A 24,563-nucleotide genomic window follows, 5' to 3' on the forward strand; every position below is an offset into this window, starting at 1 on the left:
GAAAATGCATGTAACTAGCGGTCACAACTGGAGTTTCAATCGCGCAAAGAAAAACCCGCCGATCAACGGCGGGTTTTTCCATACGCGTTGGCATTGAGGCCTGCGCGATGCAGTGCGATCAGCCGCACCACACCCGCGCGTTGCGGAACATGCGCATCCACGGCGAATCGCCCTGCCACTCGGCCGGGGCCCAGCTCATGTTGAGCGCGCGCGGGGTGCGTTCCGGGTGCGGCATCATGATGGTGACACGGCCGTCGGTGCTGGTCAGGCCGGTGATACCGTCCGGCGAACCGTTCGGATTCAGCGGGTACTGGCTGGCGACGTTGCCATTGCCATCGATGTAGCGCAGCGAGACGCGCGCGGCGGCCTGGTCGACGGCGTTGTCGAACACCGCTTGGCCTTCACCATGCGCCACCGCCACCTGCAGGCGTGATCCGGCCATGCCACGCAGCAGGATCGACGGCGATTCCACCACCTCCAGCAGTGCAGTGCGGGCTTCGAACTGCTCGCTGGCGTTGCGACGGAACTGCGGCCAGTGCTCGGCACCGGGGATGATGCCCTTCAGCTGGCTCATCATCTGGCAGCCGTTGCACACACCCAGCGCGAAGCTGTCCTCGCGGGCGAAGAACGCAGCAAAGGCATCACGCAGCGCGCTGCGCTCCAGGATCGAGGTCGCCCAGCCACGGCCGGCACCCAGCACGTCGCCGTAGCTGAAGCCACCGCAGGCGACCAGGCCGGTGAAGTCCTGCAGCGCCACGCGGCCTTCGATGAGGTCGCTCATGTGCACGTCGAACGCGCGGAAGCCTGCACGTTCGAAGATATTCGCCATTTCGATCTGACCATTGACGCCCTGCTCGCGCAGCACGGCCACGCGCGGACGCGCACCGGTGCTGATGAACGGAGCGGCCACGTCTTCGTTGAGGTCGAAGCTGAGCTTCGGCTTCAGGCCCGGCGCCGTGAAGGCGCGGGCAATCTCGCGCTCGGCGTCGGCGTTGGCCGGGTTGTCACGGCGCTTCTGCATGGCATGGGTGACCGACCACCAGGCATCGAACAGCGCGTCCCAGCGCCATTCAGCCAGGTTCTCGCCGCCCAGCGACACGCGCACCACCGGTGCGGTGGTCGGCTTGGCGATGCGCTGCGCGCATTCGGTCAGGGCATGGCGCTCGACCAGGTCGGCGAAGGCAGCGCGGTCTTCGCGCGCGATCTGCACCACTGCACCCAGTTCTTCGTTGAACAGGCTGCGGAACGGATCATCGCCCCAGGCATCGAGGGTGATGTCCAGGCCCAGGCGCGAAGTGAAGGCCATTTCGCACAGTGCGGCGAAGGCACCACCGTCGCTGCGGTCGTGGTAAGCAAGCAGCAACCCGGACTGGCGCGCATCGCGGATCAGTTCGAAGAAGCCACGCAGGCGCTGCGGGTCATCCAGGTCCGGCGCGGCGCCGGCGAAGGCCGGCAGGTCGCCATGATCGGCATGCACCTGGGCAAGGATCGAACCACCGAGGCGCTGCTTGCCGGCGCCGAGGCCGATCAGCCACAGCTCGCTCTCGACTTCGCGATCGAGCAGCGGGGTCAACTGCTGGCGCACGTCGGCGACCGGCGCGAACGCGGTGATCACCAGCGACACCGGCGACACGCTCTTGTGCGCCTCACCCTGGTCGTGCCACTGCGCCTGCATCGACAGCGAGTCCTTGCCGACCGGGATGCTGATGTCCAGCTGCGGGCACAATTCCATGCCCACCGCCTTCACCGCGTCGTACAGCAGCGCATCTTCGCCCGGGTGGCCGGCAGCGGCCATCCAGTTCGCCGACAGCTTGATCTCGTCCAGCGCATCGACCGGCGCAGCGCACAGGTTGGTCAATGCTTCACCCACCGCCATGCGTGCCGACGCTGCGGCATCCAGCAGCGCCAGCGGGGTGCGCTCGCCGAGCGCCATGGCTTCACCGGCCACGCCGTTGAAGTCGGCCAGGGTGATCGCCACGTCGGCCACCGGCAACTGCCACGGGCCGACCATCTGCTCGCGCGCGGTCAGGCCACCAACGCTGCGGTCGCCGATGGTGACCAGGAAGTTCTTCGAGGCCACCGTCGGGTGCGAAAGCACGCGCAGACCGGCTTCCTGCAGGTCCAGGCCGCCGGTCTTCAGCGCCGGCCAGCGCGGTGCCGGCGGGTGCGCAGTGTCGCGGTGCATCTTCGGCGGCTTGCCGAACAGCACGTCCATCGGCAGGTCGATCGGCGCATCGGCCGGAATGTTGCCCGGAACAGCACCGTAGGCCACCACCAGGTGTTCTTCGGCGGTGGCCACGCCGACCGCGGCGAACGGGCAGCGCTCGCGGGCACACAGTGCGGCGAACTCGGCCAGGCGCTCCTGCGCGACACCGAGCACATAGCGTTCCTGCGACTCGTTGCACCACAACTGCATCGGCGACAGCGACGGGTCGTCGGTCGGTACCTTGCCCAGATCGATGATGCCGCCGACCTTGGAGTCGTGCAGCAGCTCGGGGATGGCATTGGACAGGCCACCGGCACCGACGTCATGGAAGAACTTGATCGGGTTGTCGGCACCCATCGCCACGCAGCGGTCGATGACCTCCTGGCAGCGGCGCTCCATTTCCGGGTTGTCGCGCTGCACGCTGGCGAAGTCCAGGTCCTCGGCGCTTTCACCGGAGGCCACCGAACTGGCGGCACCGCCGCCGAGGCCGATCAGCATCGCCGGGCCGCCGAGCACGATCACGGCATCGCCGTCCTGCAGCAGGATCTTGTCGACCTGCACGCGATCGATGGCGCCGAGGCCACCGGCCAGCATGATCGGCTTGTCGTAGGCACGCACCAGGTCGGCGCCTTCCGGCAGCTCGAAGCTGCGGAAGTAGCCGAGCAGGGCCGGGCGGCCGAACTCGTTGTTGAATGCAGCGCCGCCCAGCGGGCCGTCGGTCATGATTTCCAGCGCCGGCGCCATGCGCGGATTCAGCGCGCGCGGCGCCTCCCACGGCTGCGGCAGCTCGGGAATGCGCAGGTGCGAGACCGAGAAGCCGCTCAGGCCGGCCTTCGGCTTGCCACCGCGACCGGTCGCGCCTTCGTCGCGAATCTCGCCGCCGGCGCCGGTCGAGGCGCCCGGGAACGGAGCGATCGCGGTCGGATGGTTGTGCGTTTCCACCTTGATCTGGAACGCGCTGGGCACGCTCGGCTCGCTGCGGTACTCGCCGCTGGCCGGGTCCGGGCGATAGCGCGACGCCGGATGCCCTTCGATCACTGCGGCATTGTCGCTGTACGCGCTGAGCGTGTGCTGCGGGGTCTGCTGGTGGGTGTTCTTGATCATCCGGAACAGCGAGCGGTCCTGCTCCTGGCCGTCGATGGTCCAGCTGGCATTGAAGATCTTGTGGCGGCAGTGCTCGGAGTTGGCCTGCGCGAACATCATCAGTTCCACGTCCGACGGCGAACGACCCAGCGCGCTGAAGCGCTCGCGCAGGTAATCGATCTCGTCCTGCGCCATGGCCAGACCGAGGCGCTGGTTGGCGGCCTCCAGCTGGTCCACCGGCACGCGCTCCAGTTCGCCCCGGGCCGGAGTCGAGAACAGGGCCTGACCCTGCTCGACGTTCTCCAGCACCGACTGCGTCATCGGGTCGTGCAGCGCCTTGACCAGCGCCTGCTGGGTGGCGGCATCGGCCGGCCAGCCCTGCACATCGATGCGCAGGCCACGTTCGACCCGGCTGACCGGCTGCCCAGCACCGCGCACCAGTTCGGTGGCCTTGCTCGACCACGGCGACAGCGTGCCCAGGCGCGGCACCACGATGCGGCTGACCGCACCTTCGGCCACGGCCTCGGCCTGCGGCGCAGCTTCGAGGATGCGGCACAGGGTGGTGAGGTCGGGGGCGGCGCTGCCTTCGGGCTGCACGAAGTAGACGTGCCAGGCACCGCTGATGCGCAGGGAGGGAGCGATGGACTGCAGGCGGGATTCAAGACGTTCGCGGCGGAACGGCGACAGGGCGGGCGCGCCCTCGAGGACCATCATGTCCGGGGAACCGTAGTTGGGAAACGGGCCCGACATTGTACCGGAAGCGGCGGATGGGCTCTGGCCGGGCGGCGCCCGGCACCCGCAGAGGCGCCCAAGCCAAGGCCACAGCCAGAGCAAGGGCAAAAGCCACAGCAATAGCGGGTTTCCTGTGGGATGGCGGGGTGGGTCCGGTTGCGGGGGACGCCGTAAACCCATCCATGGGGGCTTGGTCGCGGCATCCATGCCGCTCACACCCCCGCAACCGGACCCACCCCGCCTTCAACAATTTCCCGCGATCTGCGGTAGATCCACACCATGCGTGGATGCTCCCCGGTAGTGCCGGCCGCTGGCCGGCAACCAGGGAGATGCCTGCAATCAAACGCCTGAGAGCGAAGCGATCGGCGTTTGATCTTGATTTTTTGTTCGACTTTCGTGGCTGACCGCGCAGGAATCTGTCAGGGGCCGGATGGGTGGGCTGCGCAGGGGCGTGAGCCGCATGGATGCGGCGATCGAGCTTACATGGACGTACTTGCAGCGTCCCCTGCGCAGCCCACCCATCCGGCCACCCCCCAGAAATCCGCTGTTCGCGGAAAGCCCCAGCCACGAGGGGGCTCCGCCGATGGCTACCGACCGCGCGCAGCGCCGCTCTCCGCCCGAATCCCCGAACCATGCACTCGCTCACGGATTGACCACGCGATTGATGACAACGTTGTCCCTACCTGGCGCCGGACTCTCTCCCCGGCCTCCCAGGTACCTCCGTCCGTCCCCCTCCGTCGCCTTCCCGGGCGATGTCCGGACCTGCGTTACGTGCGGCGCCATCCGGGCCCGCGCGCCAACCGATCGATCGGAGACACACCATGTACGACCCGCTTGTGCTGAGTGCCGATGTCCGCAGTGCCGAACGCTCCCTCCACCGCTGTCGCCCGCGCCGTCTGGCCTGGCTGCTGGCCCTTGCCGGGGCCGTTGCCCTGCCCGGCCTGGCGCAGGCCGCCAGCTGTGCCGGGGTGGCCCAGTGGGACCAGGCCAAGATCTACCGGGCCGGCGATACCCTGCAGAAGGGAGGCGTCCTCTATCGGGCGAACCAGGACATCTGGAACGCGCCGCCGGACCATCCTGCCGGTGCGCCCTACTACACCAACCTCGGTGCCTGTGATGGCAGCGGCAGCAACCAGCCGCCGGTGGTCAGCCTGACCTCGCCGGCCAATGGCGCCACCTTCAGCGCCGGCAGCACGGTCAACGTGACCGCCAATGCCAGCGATGCGGACGGAAGCGTCGCCAAGGTCGAATTCTTCCGCGATGGCAGCTCGCTGGGCGTGGCCACCAATGCGCCGTATGCGGCCAGCTGGGCCAATGCCAGCGCCGGCAGCCACACCCTTCGCGCAGTAGCCACCGACAACAACAACGCCACCGCCAGCACGGCGACCATCAGCATCACCGTCAACACCGCCAGTGGCGATACCACCGCGCCGAGCGTGCCGGGCGGGCTGGCGGTCGGCACCCGCACCGCCAACAGCATCGCGCTGAGCTGGAGCCCCTCCACCGACAACACCGGCGGCAGCGGCCTGGCCGGCTATGACGTGTACCGCAACGGCAGCCTGGTCGGCTCGCCGTCCAGTGCCAGCTATGTCGATGGCGGGCTGACCGCGTCGACCACCTACCGCTACCGCGTGCGCGCCCGCGACAACGCCGGCAATGCGTCGGCACAGGGCACCGAAATCAGCGCCACCACGCTGGCCGGCAATGGCGGCGGCACCGGCAAGCGGGTCATCGGTTACTTCACCCAGTGGGGCATCTACGGCCGCAACTACCGGGTCAAGAACATCGACAGCAGCGGTTCGGCCGCGCGCCTGACCCACATCAACTACGCCTTCGGCAACGTGCGCAACAACCGCTGCGAAGTGGGCATCACCCAACCGTCGGATCCGAACAGCGGTGCCGGTGGCGACGCCTTCGCCGATTACACCAAGGCCTTCAGCGCCGCCGAGAGTGTCAGTGGCAGCGCCGATACCTGGGACCAGCCGCTGCGCGGCAACTGGAACCAGCTCAAGCAGCTCAAGGCCAAGTACCCGGGCATGAAGGTGCTGATCTCGCTGGGTGGCTGGACCTGGTCGCGCGGCTTCTCCAGCGCGGCGCGCCCGGAAAACCGCCAGGCCTTCGTCGCCTCGTGCATCGACGCTTACATCAAGGGCAACCTGCCGGTGACCGACGGTGCCGGTGGCGCCGGTGCCGCGCTGGGCGTGTTCGACGGCATCGACATCGACTGGGAATACCCGGTGGCGTGTGGCATCGAATGTGGCAAGCCGGAAGACAACGCCAACTTCACCGCGCTGATGGCCGAATTCCGTCGCCAGCTCGATGCGGTGCGTCCGGGCCTGCTGCTGACGGTGGCGGTGGGTGCCGGCATCGACAAGATCCGCGTCACCGACCCTGCCGCCTACCACCCGTACCTGGACTACATCAACGTGATGACCTACGACTTCCACGGCGCGTGGGATGCGAAGACCAATCACCAGTCGGCGCTGTTCGATTCACCCAATGATCCTTCGACCGGCGACCAGAAGCTGTACAACAGCAACGACGCCATCGAGGCCTTCATCAGCCGTGGCGTGCCTGCAGCCAAGCTCAACCTGGGCATTGGTTACTACGGGCGTGGCTGGACCGGTGTGGCCAACGCCAACAACGGCCTGTACCAGACCGCGACCGGCGCCGCCCCGGGCACCTACGAGGCCGGCATCGAAGACTGGAAGGTACTGAAGAACCTGGCGTGGCCGGGCTACACCGACAACACCGCCGGTGCCACCTGGATCTACAACGGCAGCACGTTGTGGAGCTTCGATACCCCGGCCAACATCACCCGCAAGATGGGTTACGTGAAAACCCAGGGCCTGGGTGGCGCGTTCGTCTGGGAGTTCAGTGGTGACGATGCGCAGGGCACGCTGACCAAGGCGGTCAGTGACGGCCTGCAATAAGAAAAAAGCCGGGGGTGCGACACGCATCCCCGGCTTCGCTCGCATGATGCATCCCCGGGCATGGCCCGGCGGTTTCCTGATCAGCGCTTGGCCGACAGCTTTTCCAACGCGGCGCGCAGCTGCGCCGGCGGCAGGTAGCCGCCCAGCTGGGTACCGTCCGGGGCGAAGATCGCCGGGGTACCGTTCACGCCCAGCTGCTGGCCCAGTGCGTACTGCATCGCCACCGGGTTGGTGCAGTTCTTGGCCGGCACGCTGCCACCGCGCTTGGCGCTGGTCAGCGCCTGGCGACGATCGGCCGCACACCAGACCGAGATCATGTCGGTGTAGTCCTTGCTGCCCAGGCCCATGCGCGGGAACGCGAGGTACTCGACACTGATGCCGTTGCGGTTGAGCTCGGCGATGTCCTGGTGCAGCTTGCGGCAGTAGCCACACTCGATGTCGGTGAACACGCTGATGGTGTACTTGGCATTGGGCGCAGCGAACACGATGCGGTCGCCGTGGTTGGCCTTGGCCAGCAGGTCGCGGCGGTAGCCCAGCAGGCCCTCGCTGTTGGCCGGGCCCTTGGCGCGGGTGTCGTAGGGCTGCGACTGGAACAGGTAGCGACCGTCATCGGACACGTACAGCAGCTGGCCGGAGACCACTACTTCGCGGAAGCCGGGGAACGGCGCGGCGCCGATGTAATCCACTTCGAAACCTGGATTGAGCGCGGTCAGCGCGGCACGCACGGCCTGGTCGGCCGAGCCGTTGGCAGCCGGGCTGGCAGCCTTGGCCGCAGCAGCGGTAGCGGGTGCCTTGGCGGCCGGCGGGGCCGGCTGGGCGCAGGCAGTCAGGCTGAGCGCACCGAACACGGCGGCGATGGCAAATCGGAGCATGGAGCGGTCCGCAGCAGAAGAAGACCCCGGATTCTGACACAGCCACCTGTACCGGGCCGCGACATTGCGCACGGCCCGGGGCCCGGGTTCAGGCCCCCGCTCAGCCGCGCGGGTGATGGCGGGCGTGCAGTTTCTGCAGGTGTTCGCGCGCCACCAGCGTGTAGATCTGGGTGGTCGATAGCGAGCTGTGCCCCAGCAGCATCTGCAGCGCGCGCAGGTCGGCACCGCGGTTGAGCAGGTGGGTGGCGAAGCTGTGGCGCAGGCCATGCGGGCTGATCCGTGCCGGATCGATGCCCGCCACCTGCGCGTGGCGCTTGACCAGATGCCAGAACGCCTGGCGGGTCAGCGCATGCAGCGTGGGCTCTACAAACAATGGGGTCTGCCCATCGGCCAAGGCCTGCACCTTGCCCTTGCCGACCAGCAGCGGCCGCGACTGCTGCAGATAGCGCTCCAGCCAATGCTGCGACTCCTCGCCCAACGGCACCAGCCGTTCCTTGCTGCCTTTGCCGGTGACCCGCAACACCCCCTGCCGCAGGTTGACCGCCGTGGCCGGCAGCAGCACCAGCTCGCTCACACGCAGACCGGCCGCATACATCAGCTCCAGCATGGCGCGGTCGCGCAGGCCCAACGGGCTGTCGATGTCCGGCGCCGCCAGCAGTGCGTCGATCTGGCTTTCGGCCAACGCCTTGGGCAGCAGCCTCGGCAGCTTCGGCGGATCCAGCAGTGCACTGGGGTCCTCGCTGCGATCACCCCGGCGCAGACCATCAGCGAAGAACGCGCGCAGCGCCGACAGCAGGCGCGCGTTGCTGCGCGGCGACCAACCGTGCCGGGTACGCCACGCCAGGTAGTCGAACAACCCGGGACGTTCGATGCCGGCCAGGCCACCCTCGCGCCCATCGATCCAGCGTGCCAACCCTTCCAGGTCGCGCCGGTAGCTGTCGAGGGTGGCGCGGGCCAGGCCGTTCTCGGCCCAGATCGCATCGAGGAACCGCTGGATGCGTAGGCTGTCATCGGCCCGGAGCTCGGGCAGTTGCTGCACCAGCTGGCGGCGTTCGGCGGGGGTGGAAACAAGGGCCATGCGTGCAGGATACGAGGGCGACTGCGGATGCGGCCAGCATTGCGTATGCTCGGCGCATGTCCCGCCCTGCCACCGACACGGCCACTACGGCCGCCACCGAGATGCCCCGCCCGCGCGCACTGCTGCTGTGGCGCATGCTGGCAATGGTCTACGACACGTTGCCGGTGCTGGCCCTGTGGATGCTGGCCGGCACGCTGTTCACCCTCGCCTACACCCTCGACGGCCACACCCAGCGCGAGAACATCGCACCGTTCAGTGCCTGGCAGTGGCTGCTGTGGGCGGTGTGCTGGGCGATCACCGGGTGGTACGCCACCGCCAGCTGGCGCCGCGGCGGGCAGACACTGGGCATGCGGCCATGGCGGCTGAAGCTGGAATCAAGCGATGGCACGCCGCTGCGACGCCGGCAGCTGTGGCTGCGCTTCGCAGTGGGCACGCTGTCTCTGCTGCTGGGCGGCATCGGCTTCTGGTGGGCGTGGTTCGACCGCCAACGGCTGACCTGGCACGACCGTGCCAGCGGCACGCGGCTGGTGCGCATGCCGAAGCGGTGAATTGCCCCCCCTTCAATCCGATCCTGCACGGCGCTCGTGTAGAGCCGAGCCCATGCCCGGCTGGCATGCGGTGCGCGAAAAGCAGCCGAGCATAGGCTCGGCTCTACAGAAATCCGCGCGTTGGCCGTCCTGCCCGGCGCTACCGGAATCAGCCCGATTTGCGCCGGAACAGCAGTCCGGATATCGCCAGCATCACGATCGGTGGCAGCGCATAGGCAATGCGGTAATCGAACTTCAGCGCACCGGCCATGCGGCCGAAGAACAGCTGCAGCAACCAGAAGCCCAGCGCGAACAGGATGCCCAGGAACAGGCGCTTGCCCATGCCGCCGCTACGCAGCGAGCCGAATGCGAACGGCACCGCCGCCAGGCACAGCGCCAGCACGTTCATCGGGTAGAACCAACGGCTCCAGTACACATCCTCATAGTCGCGCGCATCCAGCCCATTGCGTTCGCGGTACTCGATGCTGGTACGGAGCTCGGCCACGCTGAGGTTGCGAGGCTTGGCGATACCGGTCGCCAGCGCGCCGGCATCCAGCTTGGAATTCCACGGCTCGCGCGCCACTTCCTCGCGCGTGGCCGAACGTTCGCCGAACGTATCCCGGCGCACACCGGTCAACACCCAGCCATCGTTGTCGTGCTCGGCGGTGGCCGCGTGGGTCAGCGAGGCGATCTGTCCGTCCTCGGCGATGCGGTACAGGCGCACGTCGCGCAGGATCAACCGCGTGCCCTTGTCACCCACCAGCTGCTCTTCGCCACCGGCGGCGCTGAGGAAGGTGTCGCCCTCCCGCGCCCACAGCCCGGAGTAGCGTGCAGTGGAAATGTCCTGGCCCCATTTGGCGCTGGACTTCAGCGCATCGGCACGATCCTGGCCCCAGGGTCCCAGCGTTTCGGCGCTGAGCACCATCATTGCGGTGAGCAGTGACAGCGCGATCGCCACCGACACGCTCAGGCGCTTGCGCGACAGCCCCAGCGCGCGCAGCGCGGTCAGTTCGGACGTGGCCGCCAGCTGGCCCAGGCCCATCAGCGCACCGATCACCGCGGCGGTCGGGAACATGGTGTAAGCGCGGCGCGGCACCGTATACAGCACCCATGCCGCGGCATGGCCCAGCGAATAACCGTTCTTGCCGATGTCCTTGAACTCGCCGGAGAACGCCATCACTACGTCCAGGCCGACCAGCACCGCCCAGGTCAACAGCACCGTGGTGAACACCGACTGGCCCAGGTACAGATCGAAACGCATCGGGCGCAGCCTCATGCGTGGGCTCCCTTCGGACGGCCCAGGCGGCCATCACGTGCATACATCCAGATCGCCAGCCCCAACAGCGGCAGGGTCAGCCACCACAGGCCGAGCGCGGCCGGGATCTTGCCAGTGGCAATCCAGCCGCTGCCGATGAACATCAGGTTGGTGCCAACCATGTAGGCCAGCAGGGCCAGCATCATCCGTCCGTAGCGCTGCTGGCGCGGAGAGCTGCGGCCCAGCGGCACGGTCAACAGGGCGAAGGCCAGTGCGATCAGCGGCGGGGCCAGCCGGCGATGCAGCTGCGCCTGTGCCTCGGGCCGGGCATCACCGAACAGCTTCGTGGTCGGCATCAGCTCCGGATCGTTCTCGGTACGGGTCTGCGCACCGTCGGGCAGGGCCACGTCGTTGCGCGCGAAGGTCGCCAGGCGGTAGTCCAGCCCACCCGCTACCGGGCCCTCCACCTGGTGCCCGTCATCCAGCTCCAGGAAGCGCTGGCGGGCGCCTTCAAAGAACATCCGGCCACCGGCGGCGGACACCACCTCGAGGCGGTCGTCCTTCTGCCGCTGCAGGAACACCCTGCCCAGCCGGGTGCCATCGGGCGAGATCGAGGACAGGTAGACCACGCCGCCATTGGGCAGCGGGGTGAAGCGGCCCGGCTCCAGGCCGGCCATCAGCACGCTGCGGTTGGCATCGATGATCATCTGCTCTGCCATCCGCCCGGCCCAGGGCCCCAGCCACAGCGAGCAGGCACCCACCAGGGCCACGACCGGCAGCACCAGCATCAGCAGCGGCCGCAGCAGGCGCTTGGGGCCCACGCCCACGGCGGTGATGACCGCCATTTCCGAGTCCCGGTACAGGCGGGCGACCGCCAGCAGCAGGCCCAGCATCAGCGCCAGCGGCAGGATCAGCGGCAGGTAGGCGATGAACTGCAGGCCCAGCTGCGAGAACAGCAGCTTGGCCGGCAGGCGCCCATCGGCGATGTTGCCGAGGATGTCCACCAGCACGCCGCCCACGCTGACCACCAGCAGGACGATCAGGGTAGCCAGGAAACTCTGGACGAAATCGCCCAGCAGGTATCGGTCGAGCTTCAACATGGGGCGGTGGTTTAAACTCTGGGGTTCGTTCGCGGTGCCGCCCAGTCTACTGTCTGGGCGTAAACGGTCCGCGATTGTACGGACTTGCCAATGGAATCTGCTCAATGGCTCTCGAATTCACCCTGAACCACCTCGCCGCGGCTTCGGCCGCCGTTGATTGCCTGGTCGTCGGCGCCTATGCCGACCATACCCTGACTGCGGCCGCTCAGGCACTGGATGCCGCCAGCGGTGGCCGCCTGGCCGCCCTGGCCCAGCGTGGCGACCTGTCCGGCAAGACCGGCGCGACCACCCTGCTGCACGACCTGCCGGGCGTGACCGCCCCGCGCGTGCTGGTGGTCGGCCTGGGCGAAGCGGCCCGTTTCGGCGTGCCGCAGTACCTGAAGGCGGTCGGCGATGCCGTACGCGCGCTGAAGGCCGGCGCTGTCCGCAGCGCACTGTTCACCCTGTCCGAAGTGGCAGTGAAGGACCGCGACGCGGCCTGGGCGATCCGCCAGGCGGTGATCGCCGCCGACCACGCCGCCTACCGCTACACCGCCACCCTGGGCAAGAAGAAGGCCGATGACGCCGGCCTGGCCCAGTTGGCGATCGCCGGTGACGATGCACTGGCGCTGGCCCAGGGCCAGGCCATTGCCGCCGGCGTCGAATTCGCCCGCGAGCTGGGCAACCTGCCGCCGAACTACTGCACCCCGGCCTACCTGGCCGAGGTCGGCGTGAAGTTCGCCGGCGAGCACGAGGGTGCCGAAGCCGAGATCCTCGACGAGCACCAGATGGAAGCGCTGGGCATGGGCTCGCTGCTGGCCGTGGCCCGTGGCTCGGCCAACCGCCCGCGCCTGGTCGTGCTGAAGTGGAACAATGGCGGCGACGCCAAGCCGTACGTGCTGGTCGGCAAGGGCATCACCTTCGATACCGGTGGCGTCAACCTGAAGACCCAGGGCGGCATCGAAGAGATGAAGTACGACATGTGCGGTGGCGCCAACGTCATCGGCACCTTCGTCGCCGCGGTCAAGGCCAAGCTGCCGTTGAATCTTGTGGTGGTGGTCCCGGCGGTGGAAAACGCCATCGACGGCAATGCCTACCGTCCGTCCGACGTCATCACCTCGATGTCGGGCAAGACCATCGAAGTGGGCAACACCGACGCCGAAGGCCGCCTGATCCTGTGCGACGCACTGACCTACGCGCAGCGCTTCGAACCGCAGGCGCTGGTCGATGTGGCCACCCTGACCGGCGCCTGCATGGTCGCCCTCGGCCACCAGACCGCCGGCCTGATGAGCAAGCACGACGACCTGGCCAATGAGCTGCTGGCCGCCGGCGAGCAGGTGTTCGACCGCGCCTGGCGCCTGCCGCTGTGGGACGAATACCAGCCGATGCTGGATTCCAGCTTCGCCGACGTCTACAACATCGGCGGTCGCTGGGCCGGTGCGATCACCGCCGGCTGCTTCCTGTCGCGCTTCGCCGAAGGCCAGCGCTGGGCCCACCTGGACATCGCCGGTGTGGCCAGCGATGAAGGCAAGCGTGGCATGGCCACCGGCCGCCCGGTCGGCCTGCTGAGCCAGTGGCTGCTGGACCAGGTCGCCCGCGCCTGATGCCGTACCCGACCCTGGCCGGCGCCCGCCGGCCAGGGCCTCGCCCGGCAGCGCCGGGCCCCTGCCTGACCCGGATCCTGCCATGCCCCGCGCCGACTTCTACCTGATCGCCAAGCCCCGCTTCCTGACCGAGCCGCTGCGCCTGGTCTGCGAGCTGGCGCGCAAGGCCAACGACGCTGGGCTGTTCACCCTGGTGCTGGCCCGCGACCAGGCCCAGGCCGAGGAGCTGGACGAACTGCTGTGGGCGTTCGACAACGATGCCTACATCCCGCACCAGATCGCCGGCGAAGACATGGACGAGGAAGAAGCCCTGGTGCTGATCGCCGTGCCCGGCACCGAAGCGCCGGCCCGCCCGCTGGTGATCAACCTGCGCGACGAACCCTGGCTGGGCCAGTGCGAGCGCGTGCTGGAAGTGGTCCCGGCCGACCCGGAAGCGCGCGAACCGCTGCGCGAGCGCTGGCGCCAGTACAAGGCCGCCGGTTACGACCTGAACAAGCACGACATGTAAGTCCAGCGAGGACCCCTTGATGCGCCTGCTGATCGCCCTGATTCTTCCCTGGCTGTCCTTTTTCACCATCGGCCGGCCGTTTGCCGGCATCGTCTGCCTGATCCTGCAGATCACCCTGATCGGCTGGCTGCCCGCCGCCATCTGGGCCGCCTACGCGGTCAGCCAGTACCACACCGACCAGAAGATCCGGCGCGCCCTCGGGCCGCGCTGATCTCCCTTCCGCCTTGATTACCGGTTGCCCCGCATGACCCAACTCGCCTCCAGCTACGACCCGAAGTCCTTCGAGACCGACCTCTACGAGGCCTGGGAGAAGGCCGGCCACTTCAAGCCGTCCGGCACGGGCGAGCCGTACACCATCCTGTTGCCGCCGCCGAACGTGACCGGCACCCTGCACATGGGCCATGCCTTCCAGCAGACCCTGATGGATGCGCTGGTGCGCTACCACCGCATGCGCGGCTACGACACGCTGTGGCAGGTGGGTACCGACCACGCCGGCATCGCCACCGAAATGGTGGTCAGCCGCAACCTGGCGCTGGAAGGCAAGGGCGAGACCCGCGATTCGCTGGGCCGCGAGGGCTTCATCGGCAAGGTCTGGGAGTGGAAGCAGCAGTCCGGTGACATCATCGAACGCCAGATGCGCCGCCTCGGTACCTCGGCCGACTGGTCGCGCAGCACCTTCACCATGGATCCGCAGCCCTCGGCGGCGGTGAACGAAGCCTTCGTGCGCTGGTACGAACAGGGCCTGATCTACCGCGGCCAGCGCCTGGTCAACTGGGATCCGGTGCTGAAGACCGCCATCTCCGACCTGGAAGTGGAGAGCGCCGAGGAAGACGGCTTCCTGTGGTCGATCGCCTACACGCTGGATGACGGCCTGAGCTACGAGCACGTCGAGCGCGATGCCGACGGCGTGGAAACCCTGCGCGAAACCCGAGACTACCTGGTCGTCGCCACTACCCGTCCGGAAACCCTGCTGGGCGATACCGCGGTGATGGTGCACCCGGAAGACGCGCGCTACGCGCACCTGATCGGCAAGAGCGTGGTGCTGCCGCTGACCGGCCGCCGCGTGCCGGTGATCGCCGATGATTACGTCGACCGTGCCTTCGGCACTGGCGTGGTCAAGGTCACCCCGGCGCATGACTTCAACGACTACGAAGTGGGCGTGCGCCACAGCCTGCCGATGATCAACCTGTTCACCCCGGTGGCGGCGCTGAATGAAAATGCGCCGGAACGCTTCCAGGGCCTGGACCGCTACGAAGCCCGCAAGGCCGTGCTGGCCGAGCTGGAAGACCTGGGCATCCTGGTCGAGACCAAGGCGCACAAGCTGCAGGTGCCGCGCGGTGACCGTACCGGCCAGGTGATCGAGCCGTACCTGACCGACCAGTGGTTCGTGAAGATGGACGACCTGGCCAAGCGTGGTCTGGAGCTGGTCGAAGACGGCAGTATTTCCTTCGTGCCGCCGAACTGGATCAACACCTACCGCCACTGGATGAACAACATCCAGGACTGGTGCATCAGCCGCCAGCTGTGGTGGGGCCACCGCATTCCGGCGTGGTTCGACGAAGCCACCGGCAGCTGCTACGTCGGTCGCAGCGAAGAGGAAGTGCGGGCGAAGCACAACCTGGGCAGCGACGTGGTGCTGAACCAGGAAAGCGACGTGCTGGAGACCTGGTTCTCCTCGCAGCTGTGGCCGTTCTCCACCCTTGGCTGGCCGAACGAGCAGGCCATGGCCGAGCGTGGCTTCGACCGTTACCTGCCGTCGTCGGTGCTGATCACCGGTTTCGACATCATCTTCTTCTGGGTGGCGCGCATGATCATGGCCACCGACAACCTGGTCGGGAAGATCCCGTTCAAGGACGTCTACTTCACCGGCCTGATCCGCGACGGCCAGGGCCAGAAGATGTCCAAGAGCAAGGGCAACGTGCTCGACCCGCTGGACATCATCGACGGCATCAGCATCGACGACCTGGTCGCCAAGCGCACCGGCGGCCTGATGCAGCCGAAGATGGTGGAGAAGATCGAGAAGGCCACCCGCAGGGAATTCCCGGACGGCATCGCCGCCCACGGTGCCGATGCGCTGCGCTTTACCATCGCCGCGCTGGCTACCCACGGCCGCGACATCAAGTTCGACATGAACCGCGCCGAGGGCTACAAGAACTTCTGCAACAAGCTGTGGAACGCCAGCCGCTTCACCCTGATGAACACCGAGGGTGCAGCGTTCACCGGCGTGCCGACCCCGCGGACCGATGCGGAGCGCTGGATCCTTTCGCGCCTTGCGGCCGTGTCCAGCGAGGCCCAGGGCCACTACGCCAACTACCGCTTCGACCTGCTGGCGCAGTGCCTGTACGAGTTTGCCTGGAACGAGTTCTGCGACTGGTTCCTGGAACTGAGCAAGCCGGCGCTGAACGGTGCCGATGCCGCCGACGCCGAAAGCACCCGTCACACCCTGCTGTACGTGCTGGAAGCGCTGCTGCGCCTGCTGCACCCGCTGACCCCGTTCATCACCGAACAGCTGTGGCAGCAGCTGGCGCCGCGCCTGGGCTTGGCCGAAACCACGCTGTCGCTGCGCCCGTACCCGACCGCCGCTGAGTTCGAAGGCGATTTCGCCCAGGCCGAGGCCGACGTCGAATGGCTGAAGGCGGTGATCAGTGCAGTGCGCCGTGTGCGCAGTGAACTGAACGTCGCGCCCTCCAAGCTGGTGCCGCTGCGCCTGCAGGCCGGGCTGGAGCAGGATCGCGTGCGCATCGAACGTTTCAGCGCGTCGCTGTCGTTCCTGCTCAAGCTGGACAGCATCCAGTGGCTGGCTGAAGGCGAAAGTGCACCGCCAGCTGCCGCCGCGATCGTCGGTGAGCTGAAGCTGCTGGTGCCGCTGGAAGGCCTGGTTGATCTTGACGCCGAGCGTGCGCGCCTGGACAAGGAGATCAAGCGCGTGGAAGGCGAGCAGGAGAAGAGCGAGACCAAGCTGGCCAAGTTCACCGACAAGGTGCCACCGGCGGTGGTCGAGCAGGAGCGCGTGCGTCTGGTCGACTGGAACACCCAGCTGGCCGGCCTGCGCGAGCAGCGCGCGAAGCTGTAAGCGCCGGGCTGGTGGGTGCGGACCTCGGTCCGCACCAATGCAATGTGCCAACCAGGGTTGGCACCCACCGAAGCAGAATCGGAAACGCTGGGCGATGCCCGGCGTTTTCATTTCCCCGCATGGCATCATCGCTGGATGCCTCTTTCCATCTTCCTGCTGGTCCTCGCGGCGGCGGCCCTGCATGCCAGCTGGAATGCGATCGTCAAGCGCGGACCAGACAAGTTCCTCGGCACGGTGCTGGTCACCGGCAGTGCCGCGCTGCTGTCGGCCGCTGCCCTGCCCTTCCTGCCATTTCCCGCAGCACACAGTTGGCCGTGGCTGGGCGCGTCGGTGCTGCTGCAAGTGACCTACTACGGCCTGGTCGCACGTTGTTACCAGCAGGTCGACATGAGCCTGGCCTATCCGCTGATGCGTGGCAGCGCACCGATTCTGGTTGCCCTGGCGGGCACGCTGCTGGGCGAGCGGCTGCCACCGGCGGCGTGGCTGGGCGTTGTGCTGGTCAGCACCGGCATCCTCTGCATGGCACTGGGTGCGCGTGGCGGCCAGCTGCGCCTGCCGCTGCTGACCGCGGCGATGATCGCCACCTACACCCTGGTCGATGCGCAGGGCGCGCGCCAGTCCGGCAGCGCGCTCAGTTACACGCTGTGGCTGTTCCTGCTGTCAGGCATTCCACTGCCACTGTGGGCGTTGTACACCCGCGGCGGCTCGGTGCTGGACTATGCGCGGCAGCATTGGCCGCTGGGGCTGGCCGGCGGCGCTGGCACCACCGCCTCTTACGCGATGGCGCTGTGGGCAATGACCCAGGCACCGGTGGCGATGGTTTCAGCGCTGCGCGAATCGTCGATCCTGTTCGCGCTGCTGATCTCGGTATTCCTGTTGCGCGAGCGCGTTCCGCGTGCGCGATGGCTCGCGGCGGCGCTGATCGTGGGCGGCGTGTTGGCGTTGCGGTTGACGTGAGCAGGGCGTGCCAACCAAGGTTGGCCGCTACCGGAGATGCCATTGCACGCCTTGGTAGTGGCCGACCTTGGTCGGCGCATTCCTGCCAACCAAGGTTGGCAGCTACCGGTAGTGCCGGCCGCTGGCCGGCAACCCTTCTTCGTTACAGCGGCGGCATCACCTGCAGGTCACCGTGGACCAGTTCGATCGCCATCACCACCGCGTCCTCGCGGCCCTGTGCCGCCGGGTAGTAGCGCGGGCGACGGCCGATCTCATTGAAGCCCTCGCTGTGGTACAGCGCCAGTGCCGGTGTATTCGAAGGCCGCACTTCCAGGAACACGCGCTGCGCGCCACGATCGCCGGCCAGTTGCACCAGCGCGCGCAGCAACTGGCGACCCAGGCCACGCGACTGCGTCAACGGATCGATGCAGATGTTGAGGACATGTGCCTCGTCGGCGGCGATGCTGAGCATGCCGTAGCCGATCAGCTCGCCGTCGCGCTCCATGACCAGGCCGGGGTAACCGGCACGCAGGCAATCCACGAAGATGCCGCGGGTCCAAGGAAACGGATAACCGCGCACCTCGATCGCCATCACCACCGTGAGGTCGCTCTCGCGCAGCGCGCGCAGGCTGACCGGACCGGGCTGCCGGACCGCACTCACGGCGTACCCCGCTTGCGCAGGGCGCGCAGCTGTGGCCACAGCGCGCGTTTGGCGGCCGGATCGTGACGCAGCTGGTCCAGCGGCCACCCCTCCATCAGTGTCTGTGTGGCCGGATCGTTGGGATTGCAGCCGGAGGCGCGCAACAAGGCGATCTGCAGACGATCCGGCAGGCGCACGACCGGCTGCCGCGCATTGCCGCTGGGCAGCGGCCGGGCCGGCGCAGGCGCCGTATCCGGTGCGCTGACCGGCGTCTCGCGGCGCGGCGGTGGCGGGCGTTCCGCACGGGGTGCGGGGACGGCTTCGGCGGGGTGCTCGCGGGCGATTGGGCTGCTCGCCCGCGCCGGTTCCGCCGGCTGTACGGCCTCCGCTTCGGCCACGCTCAACTGCAGCGCGGCATCCAGTTCGGCGGCCAGCTGGCCGTCGTGATAGACGGTGTAGCCCATGGCCTGCAGCCAGGCCTGCTGGGCCGACGACCACAGCACGGGCAGGTCCTGGCTCACGCGGCCTCGGGCTTCTTGCGCAGGCGCTGCACCGCCCACATCACCGGGCCGGACAGCGCGTACAGGATGCCGACCGCAAACAGCACGCGCGGCAGATCGATCACCGCGATGGCGATGGCAACCGGCACCAGTGCCAGCACCAGGAATGGCACCCGGTCCGAACGGCCGCCCTTGGCGGCACCGCCCTTGAAGCTCCAGAAGCGGATGCGGCTGACCATCAGCAGTGCAGCGACAATCGTCACCGCCAGCGCCACGTAGCGCAGCTGGTTGCCGTCCCAGCCCAGGTTGCCATCGGCGAAGGCCCAGACGAAGGACATCATCAGCCCGGCCGCGGCCGGGCTGGCCAGGCCGACGAACCAGCGCTTGTCGACCACCGCCACCTGGGTATTGAAGCGGGCCAGGCGCAGTGCCGCGCAGGCGGCATACAGGAAGGCCACGGCCCAGCCGACGCGCCCCAGCAGCGGGTCATCGAACTTCAGCCACGACAGCGACCAGTGGTACATCACCAGCGCCGGAGCCATGCCGAAGCTGACCAGGTCGGCCAGCGAGTCGTACTGCACGCCGAACTCGCTGCTGGTGCCGGTCAGGCGCGCCACGCGCCCGTCCAGGCCATCCATCACCGCCGCTACGAACACGGCGATGCTGGCATTGACGAAATCCCCGTTGGCCGCGGCGATGATCGCGTAGAAGCCAGCGAACAGGCCGGCGGTGGTGAACAGGTTGGGCAGCAGGTAAATCGTGCGCGAGCGCGGCGGCGGTGTGATCGGGTCCATGGAATCCAGTTTAATCGACTTGCCAGTGGTCGGCGGCAATGCTGCAATCGGCGTTCTACGCCCATTCCGTGGAGTTTGCCATGCGTGCCCTGTCCTGCCTTGGATGCCTGCTGCTGTTGGCCAGTGCCAACGCCGTGGCCGGCCCGGTCTATAAATGGAAGGACGCCAATGGCGTGACCCAGTATTCGGAGACCCCGCCGGCGGGCAAGACGTTCGAGACCCGCGAGCAGGCCCGCAGCCCGCAGGCGACGGCAGCAGACGCGCCCGCCGCTCCCGCAGCCACCCCGGTTCCCGAGCAGTGCAGCACCGCCCGCGCCAACCTGGCCCTGCTGGAAGGCTCCGGCACCGTCATGCAGGACACCAACGGCGACGGCAAGGCCGATACCGCGTTGACCCAGGACCAGCGCAGCGCGCAGAAGGGATTGGCTGAAGCCGCCATCAAGGCCTACTGCCCGGCGGAGTGAGGGTATCGGCAGGGCTTGCAGCCCTGCACCTGCTTCAAGCCACATCAACGTCAAATGCCAAAGCGGCTTCCTGAGGGATGGCGGGGCACTGTGGGTTTGCGGGGACGCCGTAAACCCGTCCGTGGGGGCTTGGTCGCCGCATCCATGCGGCTCACACCCCGCAAACCCACAGTACCCCGCCTTCGACAGTTGGCCGGCGGTCAGTAGGTCCACGTCATGCGTGGATCAATCTCCATGGAAATCGAATATTTCGAGAATTGATCGAACAACAGCCGAGCATGGCTCGGCTCTACAAAAGGGCGACAGATCGCGGAAAACTGTCGGAGGCGGGGTGGGTCCGGTTGCGGGGGGCCAGATCAGTCAGCCGCATGGATGCGGCTGCCAAGCCCCCAAGGACGGGTTCACGGCGTCCCCCGCAACCGGACCCACCCCGCCCTACCACGGGAAACCCGTTGTTGCTGTTGCTGTTGCTGTTGACGTTGCTTGAAGCGGGTGCAGGGCGCAGCCCTGCCGATACCCCTCCCCCCGGCCGGGCTGGCAGAATAGGCGTCTCTGCCGTTATCCGAAGCCGCCGATGCGCCTCTCCCAGTTCCACCTGCACACCACCAAGGAAACCCCCAGCGACGCCGAGCTCACCAGCCACCGGCTGATGCTGCGCGCGGGCATGATCCGCAAGCTCGCATCCGGCCTGTACACCTGGTCGCCGCTGGGCCTGCGCGTGCTGCGCAAGGTTGAACGCATCGTCCGCGAGGAAATGGACCGTGCCGGTGCCGTGGAATTCCAGATCCCGACCATCCAGCCGAAGGAACTGTGGGAGCAGACCGGCCGCTGGCAGAAGTTCGGCCCGCAGCTGCTGAAGATCAAGGACCGCAAGGACCAGGTGTTCTGCTACAGCCCGACCGCCGAAGAAGCCGCTTGCGACTTCGCGCGCAGCGAGCTGTCCAGCTACAAGCAGCTGCCGGTGAACTTCTACCAGGTGCAGACCAAGTTCCGCGACGAGATCCGTCCGCGCTTCGGCGTGATGCGTTCACGCGAGTTCCTGATGAAGGACGCCTATTCGTTCCACCTGCACGATGAGTGCCTGGTGCGCGAGTACGAGAACATGAAGTCGGCCTACAGCCGCATCTTCACCCGCCTCGGCCTGGACTTCCGCATGGTGCAGGCCGATTCCGGCGCGATCGGCGGTGACGCCTCGCAGGAATTCCACGTGATCGCCGATTCCGGTGAGGACGCGCTGGTGTTCTCCACCGGCTCGGACTACGCAGCCAACATGGAAGCGGCGATCGCCGCCGATCCGGCGCCGCGTGCGGCCGCCACCGAAACGATGCGCAAGGTGGATACCCCAACCCAGAAGACCTGCGAGGATGTCGCGGCGCTGCTCGGCATCGACCTGCAGCGCACGGTGAAATCGGTGGCGCTGATCGCCGGCGAAGGCAAGGCACAGCAGTTCGTGCTGGTGCTGGTGCGTGGCGACCACGAGGTCAACGAGATCAAGCTGGCCAAGGTTGCCGGCCTGGATGAGCAGCGCTTCGCCAGTGAAGCGGAAATCGCCGAGTTCCTGGGCAGCGTGCCGGGCTTCCTCGGCCCGGTCGCTCCGGCCAAGGCCATCCGCGTGGTGGCTGATCGCGAAGTGGCGGCGATGTCCGACTTCGTCGTCGGTGCCAACGAAGCCGGTTTCCACCTGGCCGGCGTCAACTGGGGCCGCGACCTGGCGGAACCGGAAGTGGCTGACATCCGCAACGTGCGTGCCGGCGATCGTGCCATGGACGGCGGTGAGCTGAAGATCGCCCGCGGCATCGAAGTCGGTCACGTGTTCCAGCTCGGCCGTACGTACGCCCGAGCGCTTGATGCCACCGTGCTGGACGAGAACGGCAAGGCGGCGGTGATGGCGATGGGTTGCTACGGCATCGGTATCTCGCGCGTGGTGGCTGCCGCGATCGAACAGAACCATGACGATGCCGGCATCATCTGGCCGGACGCGATGGCGCCGTGGCAGGTGGTGGTGTGCGTGATCAACCCGAAGGGGGACGCCACCGTGGCCGACGCCGCCGCCAAACTGCTGCAGGAACTGCGTGATGCGGGCCTGGACGCTGCGTTGGACGACCGTGGCCTGCGCCCGGGCGCGATGTTCGCCGACATGGAACTGATCGGTATTCCGCACCGCGTGGTGGTGAGCGAACGTGGCCTTGCCGCCGGTACCTACGAGTACCGCTCGCGCCGCGCCAGCGAAGCGGAAAGCCTGGACAAGGCCACCCTGCTGCAGCGCCTGCAGGGTTGATCAAGAAATGACCGGGGCATGCCCCGGTCTTTTTTTGCGTTGTGTTCATCTGATCGATATTGCAGCGGACATAATCCGGTCAAAATCGACGCAATGCAGCCGGCATGCCGCCAAGCCCTGTCCTGCCTGCATTTGTGCTCTGATTAATTCATCACTATTCTGTCCGCCGACGCCATGGACTGGCTCGTCCCGTCCACACATTAGTTTCCGGAGTAACCGTAAATGAGCATTGACCTGACCGGCCTGTCGGCACGCGAGCTGGGCGCCCTGATCCGCACCGCCAAGAAGCAGCAGACCATCGTCGCCAAGCGCCGGCCGATCACCAAGGTCCGGGCCCAGCTGATCAAGCTGGCCAAGACCGAGGGTTACACCATCGAGGAACTGTTCGGCGATGCCCCGGCCCCGCGCGCGCGCAAGGTGGCCAAGGTCGCCAAGGCCCCCTCGAAGACCGCTGGCCGCAAGCTGGGCAAGGTTGCGCCGAAGTACCGCAACCCGGCCAACCCGAAGGAAACCTGGACCGGCCGTGGCAAGCAGCCGCGCTGGATGGCCGAACTGACCTCCAAGGGCAACAAGAAGCCGGAAGATTTCCTGATCAAGAAGGCCTGAGGCAGGATTGGAATGCAATGAAAAACGCCGGCGAAAGCCGGCGTTTTTCATTCTTCGGTGTGTGGACCAACGGTCCACACCTACAGGGTTTTGCGGGCCGGCATCAGCAGGTTGCCGAATAGCAGGCCGGCGACCAGCGCCATCACCACGTTCAGTACGGTCAGGAACACGCTTTGGCCGGCGCCTACGTCCTGCTGCTGGACCAGGGTCAGCACGCCACGCAGGCTGGTGCTGCCGGGCACCATCATGATGATGCCGGGCAGGCGGATGATCGCGCCCGGACGCCCGACCAGGCGGCCGAACAGGTTGCCACCGGCGGTCAGCAGCATCGCCGACAGGAAGATGCCTGCCGGCGCTCCCCAGGCATGGCCGCCGAACTTTGAGATCGCATAGCCGGCCACCGAGGCGGCGATCACCCACGGATAGTCGCGGCGGTTGGCCTTGAACAGCATCGCGAAAGCGAAGGCCGCGGTAAGCAGCGAACCCCACTCGACCCACGGCCCCTGCGGACGCGTCGCACGGATCACCGGATCCAGGCCGAGCACGTCGGCCAGGGTCACCGCGATCATCGCGCCGACGCTGAGCTTCATGATGGTGGTCAACGCACCGGCGAAGCGCGCGGTACCCGACACCCAGTGCTGGCTGGCCAGCTCGTTGACCGCATTGGTCAGGGACATGCCCGGCAGCAGCACCACCAGCGAGGCGATGATCACCGTGTTGAGGTTGAGCGCGCCAACGAAGGAGGCCACCAGCGTGGCCACGAGGCCGGCCAGCAGCGCAGCCAGTGCCTCGGCTGCCTCGCGGGTGGCCGGGCGGCGATCGGTGACCATGCCGAGCAGGCCGATCATCAAGCCGATGACACCGGCGGTGGCGATGTCCAGCCACGGCAGCTTCCACATGCCGGCCACGCCGGCCGCACCGAGAGTAAACGAAAGGATGGTGCGCAGCTTGCCGCGCCGGCCCGGATCCTTGTCCAGCTGGCGCAGCGCGGTGTGGCCCTGGGCGATGCTCATCCGCCCATTGGCCACTTCCTCGGCGATATGGTCGGCGACGCTGAGCTTGTGCAGATCGTTTTCACCGGGCGCCAGGCGGATCACGCGGGTGATGTCACTGGAGCCGATCGCCTGCGCCGGGTCGCTGAAGCTGAGAATGATACCGGTGGGATTCGACCACGGTTCACAATCCAGATCGAGCTGGCGTGCCAGTGCCACCACTGCCGTTTCCAGGCGCTGGGCCGTTGTGCCGTAGCTGTGCAGGCGTCCGGCGATCTCGGAAACAAAGGCCACGCGCTGTGCGTAGGTGGCCTGGGGCGTGGGGATCGTGTGAGCGTCTGCGGACATGCGCCGTAGTATTACCTAGGCTGGGGCTTACCGGAGAAATTCATCCGAGTTCGAC

18 protein-coding genes and 1 pseudogene are annotated in these 24,563 nt (G+C 67.4%); 10 read left to right on the top strand and 9 right to left on the bottom strand.

Translation table 11 applies throughout. The annotated features are described in order from the left end of the window. Positions 1 to 118: 118 nt before the first annotated feature. Positions 119 to 4,003, bottom strand: a complete 3,885-nt coding sequence (gene purL, locus V9K93_RS11000) for a phosphoribosylformylglycinamidine synthase (protein WP_337302552.1) — start codon at positions 4,001 to 4,003, stop codon at positions 119 to 121. An 839-nt stretch (positions 4,004 to 4,842) separates the two neighbouring features. Between purL and V9K93_RS11005 the strand changes: the two genes are divergently transcribed. Then, on the top strand, positions 4,843 to 6,954 hold the full coding sequence (locus tag V9K93_RS11005; protein ID WP_136638607.1) for a glycosyl hydrolase family 18 protein: 2,112 nt from the start codon (positions 4,843 to 4,845) through the stop codon (positions 6,952 to 6,954). Between the two features lie 80 nt (positions 6,955 to 7,034). On the opposite strand, the gene V9K93_RS11010 is transcribed toward V9K93_RS11005, so the two are convergent. Next, a complete protein-coding gene (locus V9K93_RS11010; protein WP_046983859.1) occupies positions 7,035 to 7,826 on the bottom strand; it encodes a DsbC family protein in 792 nt (263 codons plus the stop codon). Positions 7,827 to 7,926: 100 nt separating this feature from the next. After that, positions 7,927 to 8,904: a site-specific tyrosine recombinase XerD gene (gene xerD, locus V9K93_RS11015; RefSeq protein WP_046983858.1), complete on the bottom strand. Its 978-nt coding sequence runs from the start codon at positions 8,902 to 8,904 to the stop codon at positions 7,927 to 7,929. Positions 8,905 to 8,960: 56 nt separating this feature from the next. Between xerD and V9K93_RS11020 the strand changes: the two genes are divergently transcribed. Continuing rightward, positions 8,961 to 9,452: an RDD family protein gene (locus V9K93_RS11020; RefSeq protein ID WP_046983857.1), complete on the top strand. Its 492-nt coding sequence runs from the start codon at positions 8,961 to 8,963 to the stop codon at positions 9,450 to 9,452. 148 nt (positions 9,453 to 9,600) lie between these two features. Here the strand turns inward: V9K93_RS11020 and lptG are convergent, their stop codons facing one another. Next, on the bottom strand, positions 9,601 to 10,707 hold the full coding sequence (lptG, locus tag V9K93_RS11025) for an LPS export ABC transporter permease LptG (protein WP_046983856.1): 1,107 nt from the start codon (positions 10,705 to 10,707) through the stop codon (positions 9,601 to 9,603). Then, entirely contained in the window at positions 10,704 to 11,786 is a 1,083-nt protein-coding gene (gene lptF / locus V9K93_RS11030; protein WP_295378653.1) for an LPS export ABC transporter permease LptF, read from the bottom strand. The genes lptG and lptF overlap by 4 nt, the downstream gene beginning before the upstream one ends. Positions 11,787 to 11,890: 104 nt before the next feature. Here lptF and V9K93_RS11035 point away from each other — a divergent pair, with 104 nt between their 5' ends. From V9K93_RS11035 to V9K93_RS11055, 5 genes are all read left to right on the top strand, one after another. After that, positions 11,891 to 13,369 (top strand): leucyl aminopeptidase, encoded by a 1,479-nt coding sequence (locus tag V9K93_RS11035; protein WP_136638611.1) that lies wholly within the window; start codon positions 11,891 to 11,893, stop codon positions 13,367 to 13,369. A gap of 82 nt (positions 13,370 to 13,451) precedes the next feature. Continuing rightward, a complete protein-coding gene (locus tag V9K93_RS11040) occupies positions 13,452 to 13,877 on the top strand; it encodes a DNA polymerase III subunit chi (protein WP_005415211.1) in 426 nt (141 codons plus the stop codon). Between the two features lie 19 nt (positions 13,878 to 13,896). Further along, positions 13,897 to 14,088 carry a YqaE/Pmp3 family membrane protein gene (locus tag V9K93_RS11045; RefSeq protein ID WP_012510005.1) on the top strand — a complete coding sequence of 64 codons (192 nt, stop codon included), beginning with the start codon at positions 13,897 to 13,899 and terminating at the stop codon, positions 14,086 to 14,088. A gap of 33 nt (positions 14,089 to 14,121) precedes the next feature. Continuing rightward, entirely contained in the window at positions 14,122 to 16,950 is a 2,829-nt protein-coding gene (locus V9K93_RS11050; protein WP_136638612.1) for a valine--tRNA ligase, read from the top strand. Between the two features lie 135 nt (positions 16,951 to 17,085). Further along, on the top strand, positions 17,086 to 17,907 hold the full coding sequence (locus V9K93_RS11055; RefSeq protein WP_337302553.1) for an EamA family transporter: 822 nt from the start codon (positions 17,086 to 17,088) through the stop codon (positions 17,905 to 17,907). Between the two features lie 142 nt (positions 17,908 to 18,049). Here V9K93_RS11055 and rimI read toward each other — a convergent pair whose 3' ends face one another. From rimI to pssA, 3 genes are read right to left on the bottom strand one after another with little or no spacing between them, the layout of a single operon-like run. After that, positions 18,050 to 18,547 (bottom strand): ribosomal protein S18-alanine N-acetyltransferase, encoded by a 498-nt coding sequence (gene rimI / locus V9K93_RS11060; RefSeq protein WP_046983852.1) that lies wholly within the window; start codon positions 18,545 to 18,547, stop codon positions 18,050 to 18,052. Then, positions 18,544 to 19,047 carry a hypothetical protein gene (locus V9K93_RS11065; protein WP_046983851.1) on the bottom strand — a complete coding sequence of 168 codons (504 nt, stop codon included), beginning with the start codon at positions 19,045 to 19,047 and terminating at the stop codon, positions 18,544 to 18,546. Before V9K93_RS11065 ends, rimI begins: the two co-directional genes overlap by 4 nt. Then, positions 19,044 to 19,820: a CDP-diacylglycerol--serine O-phosphatidyltransferase gene (pssA, locus tag V9K93_RS11070; protein ID WP_046983850.1), complete on the bottom strand. Its 777-nt coding sequence runs from the start codon at positions 19,818 to 19,820 to the stop codon at positions 19,044 to 19,046. The genes V9K93_RS11065 and pssA overlap by 4 nt, the downstream gene beginning before the upstream one ends. Positions 19,821 to 19,900: 80 nt before the next feature. Between pssA and V9K93_RS11075 the strand changes: the two genes are divergently transcribed. The 3 genes and pseudogenes from V9K93_RS11075 to V9K93_RS11085 form a co-directional block, all read left to right on the top strand. Then, positions 19,901 to 20,284 carry a DUF4124 domain-containing protein gene (locus V9K93_RS11075; protein WP_046983861.1) on the top strand — a complete coding sequence of 128 codons (384 nt, stop codon included), beginning with the start codon at positions 19,901 to 19,903 and terminating at the stop codon, positions 20,282 to 20,284. 574 nt (positions 20,285 to 20,858) lie between these two features. Then, the gene (locus V9K93_RS11080) at positions 20,859 to 22,562 is read left to right on the top strand and encodes a proline--tRNA ligase (protein ID WP_295380176.1); all 1,704 of its coding nucleotides are present in this window, start codon (positions 20,859 to 20,861) and stop codon (positions 22,560 to 22,562) included. 222 nt (positions 22,563 to 22,784) lie between these two features. Beyond that, positions 22,785 to 23,162 (top strand): annotated as a pseudogene (locus tag V9K93_RS11085) (H-NS histone family protein); the annotation flags it as partial. An 86-nt stretch (positions 23,163 to 23,248) separates the two neighbouring features. Here V9K93_RS11085 and V9K93_RS11090 read toward each other — a convergent pair. After that, positions 23,249 to 24,508, bottom strand: a complete 1,260-nt coding sequence (locus V9K93_RS11090) for a threonine/serine exporter family protein (protein ID WP_004142069.1) — start codon at positions 24,506 to 24,508, stop codon at positions 23,249 to 23,251. Positions 24,509 to 24,563 lie beyond the last annotated feature (55 nt).

The sequence above is a fragment of the Stenotrophomonas sp. CCNWLW162 genome, assembly GCF_037203745.1.
In the GTDB taxonomy this organism is placed as follows: Bacteria; Pseudomonadota; Gammaproteobacteria; order Xanthomonadales; family Xanthomonadaceae; genus Stenotrophomonas; species Stenotrophomonas maltophilia_AQ.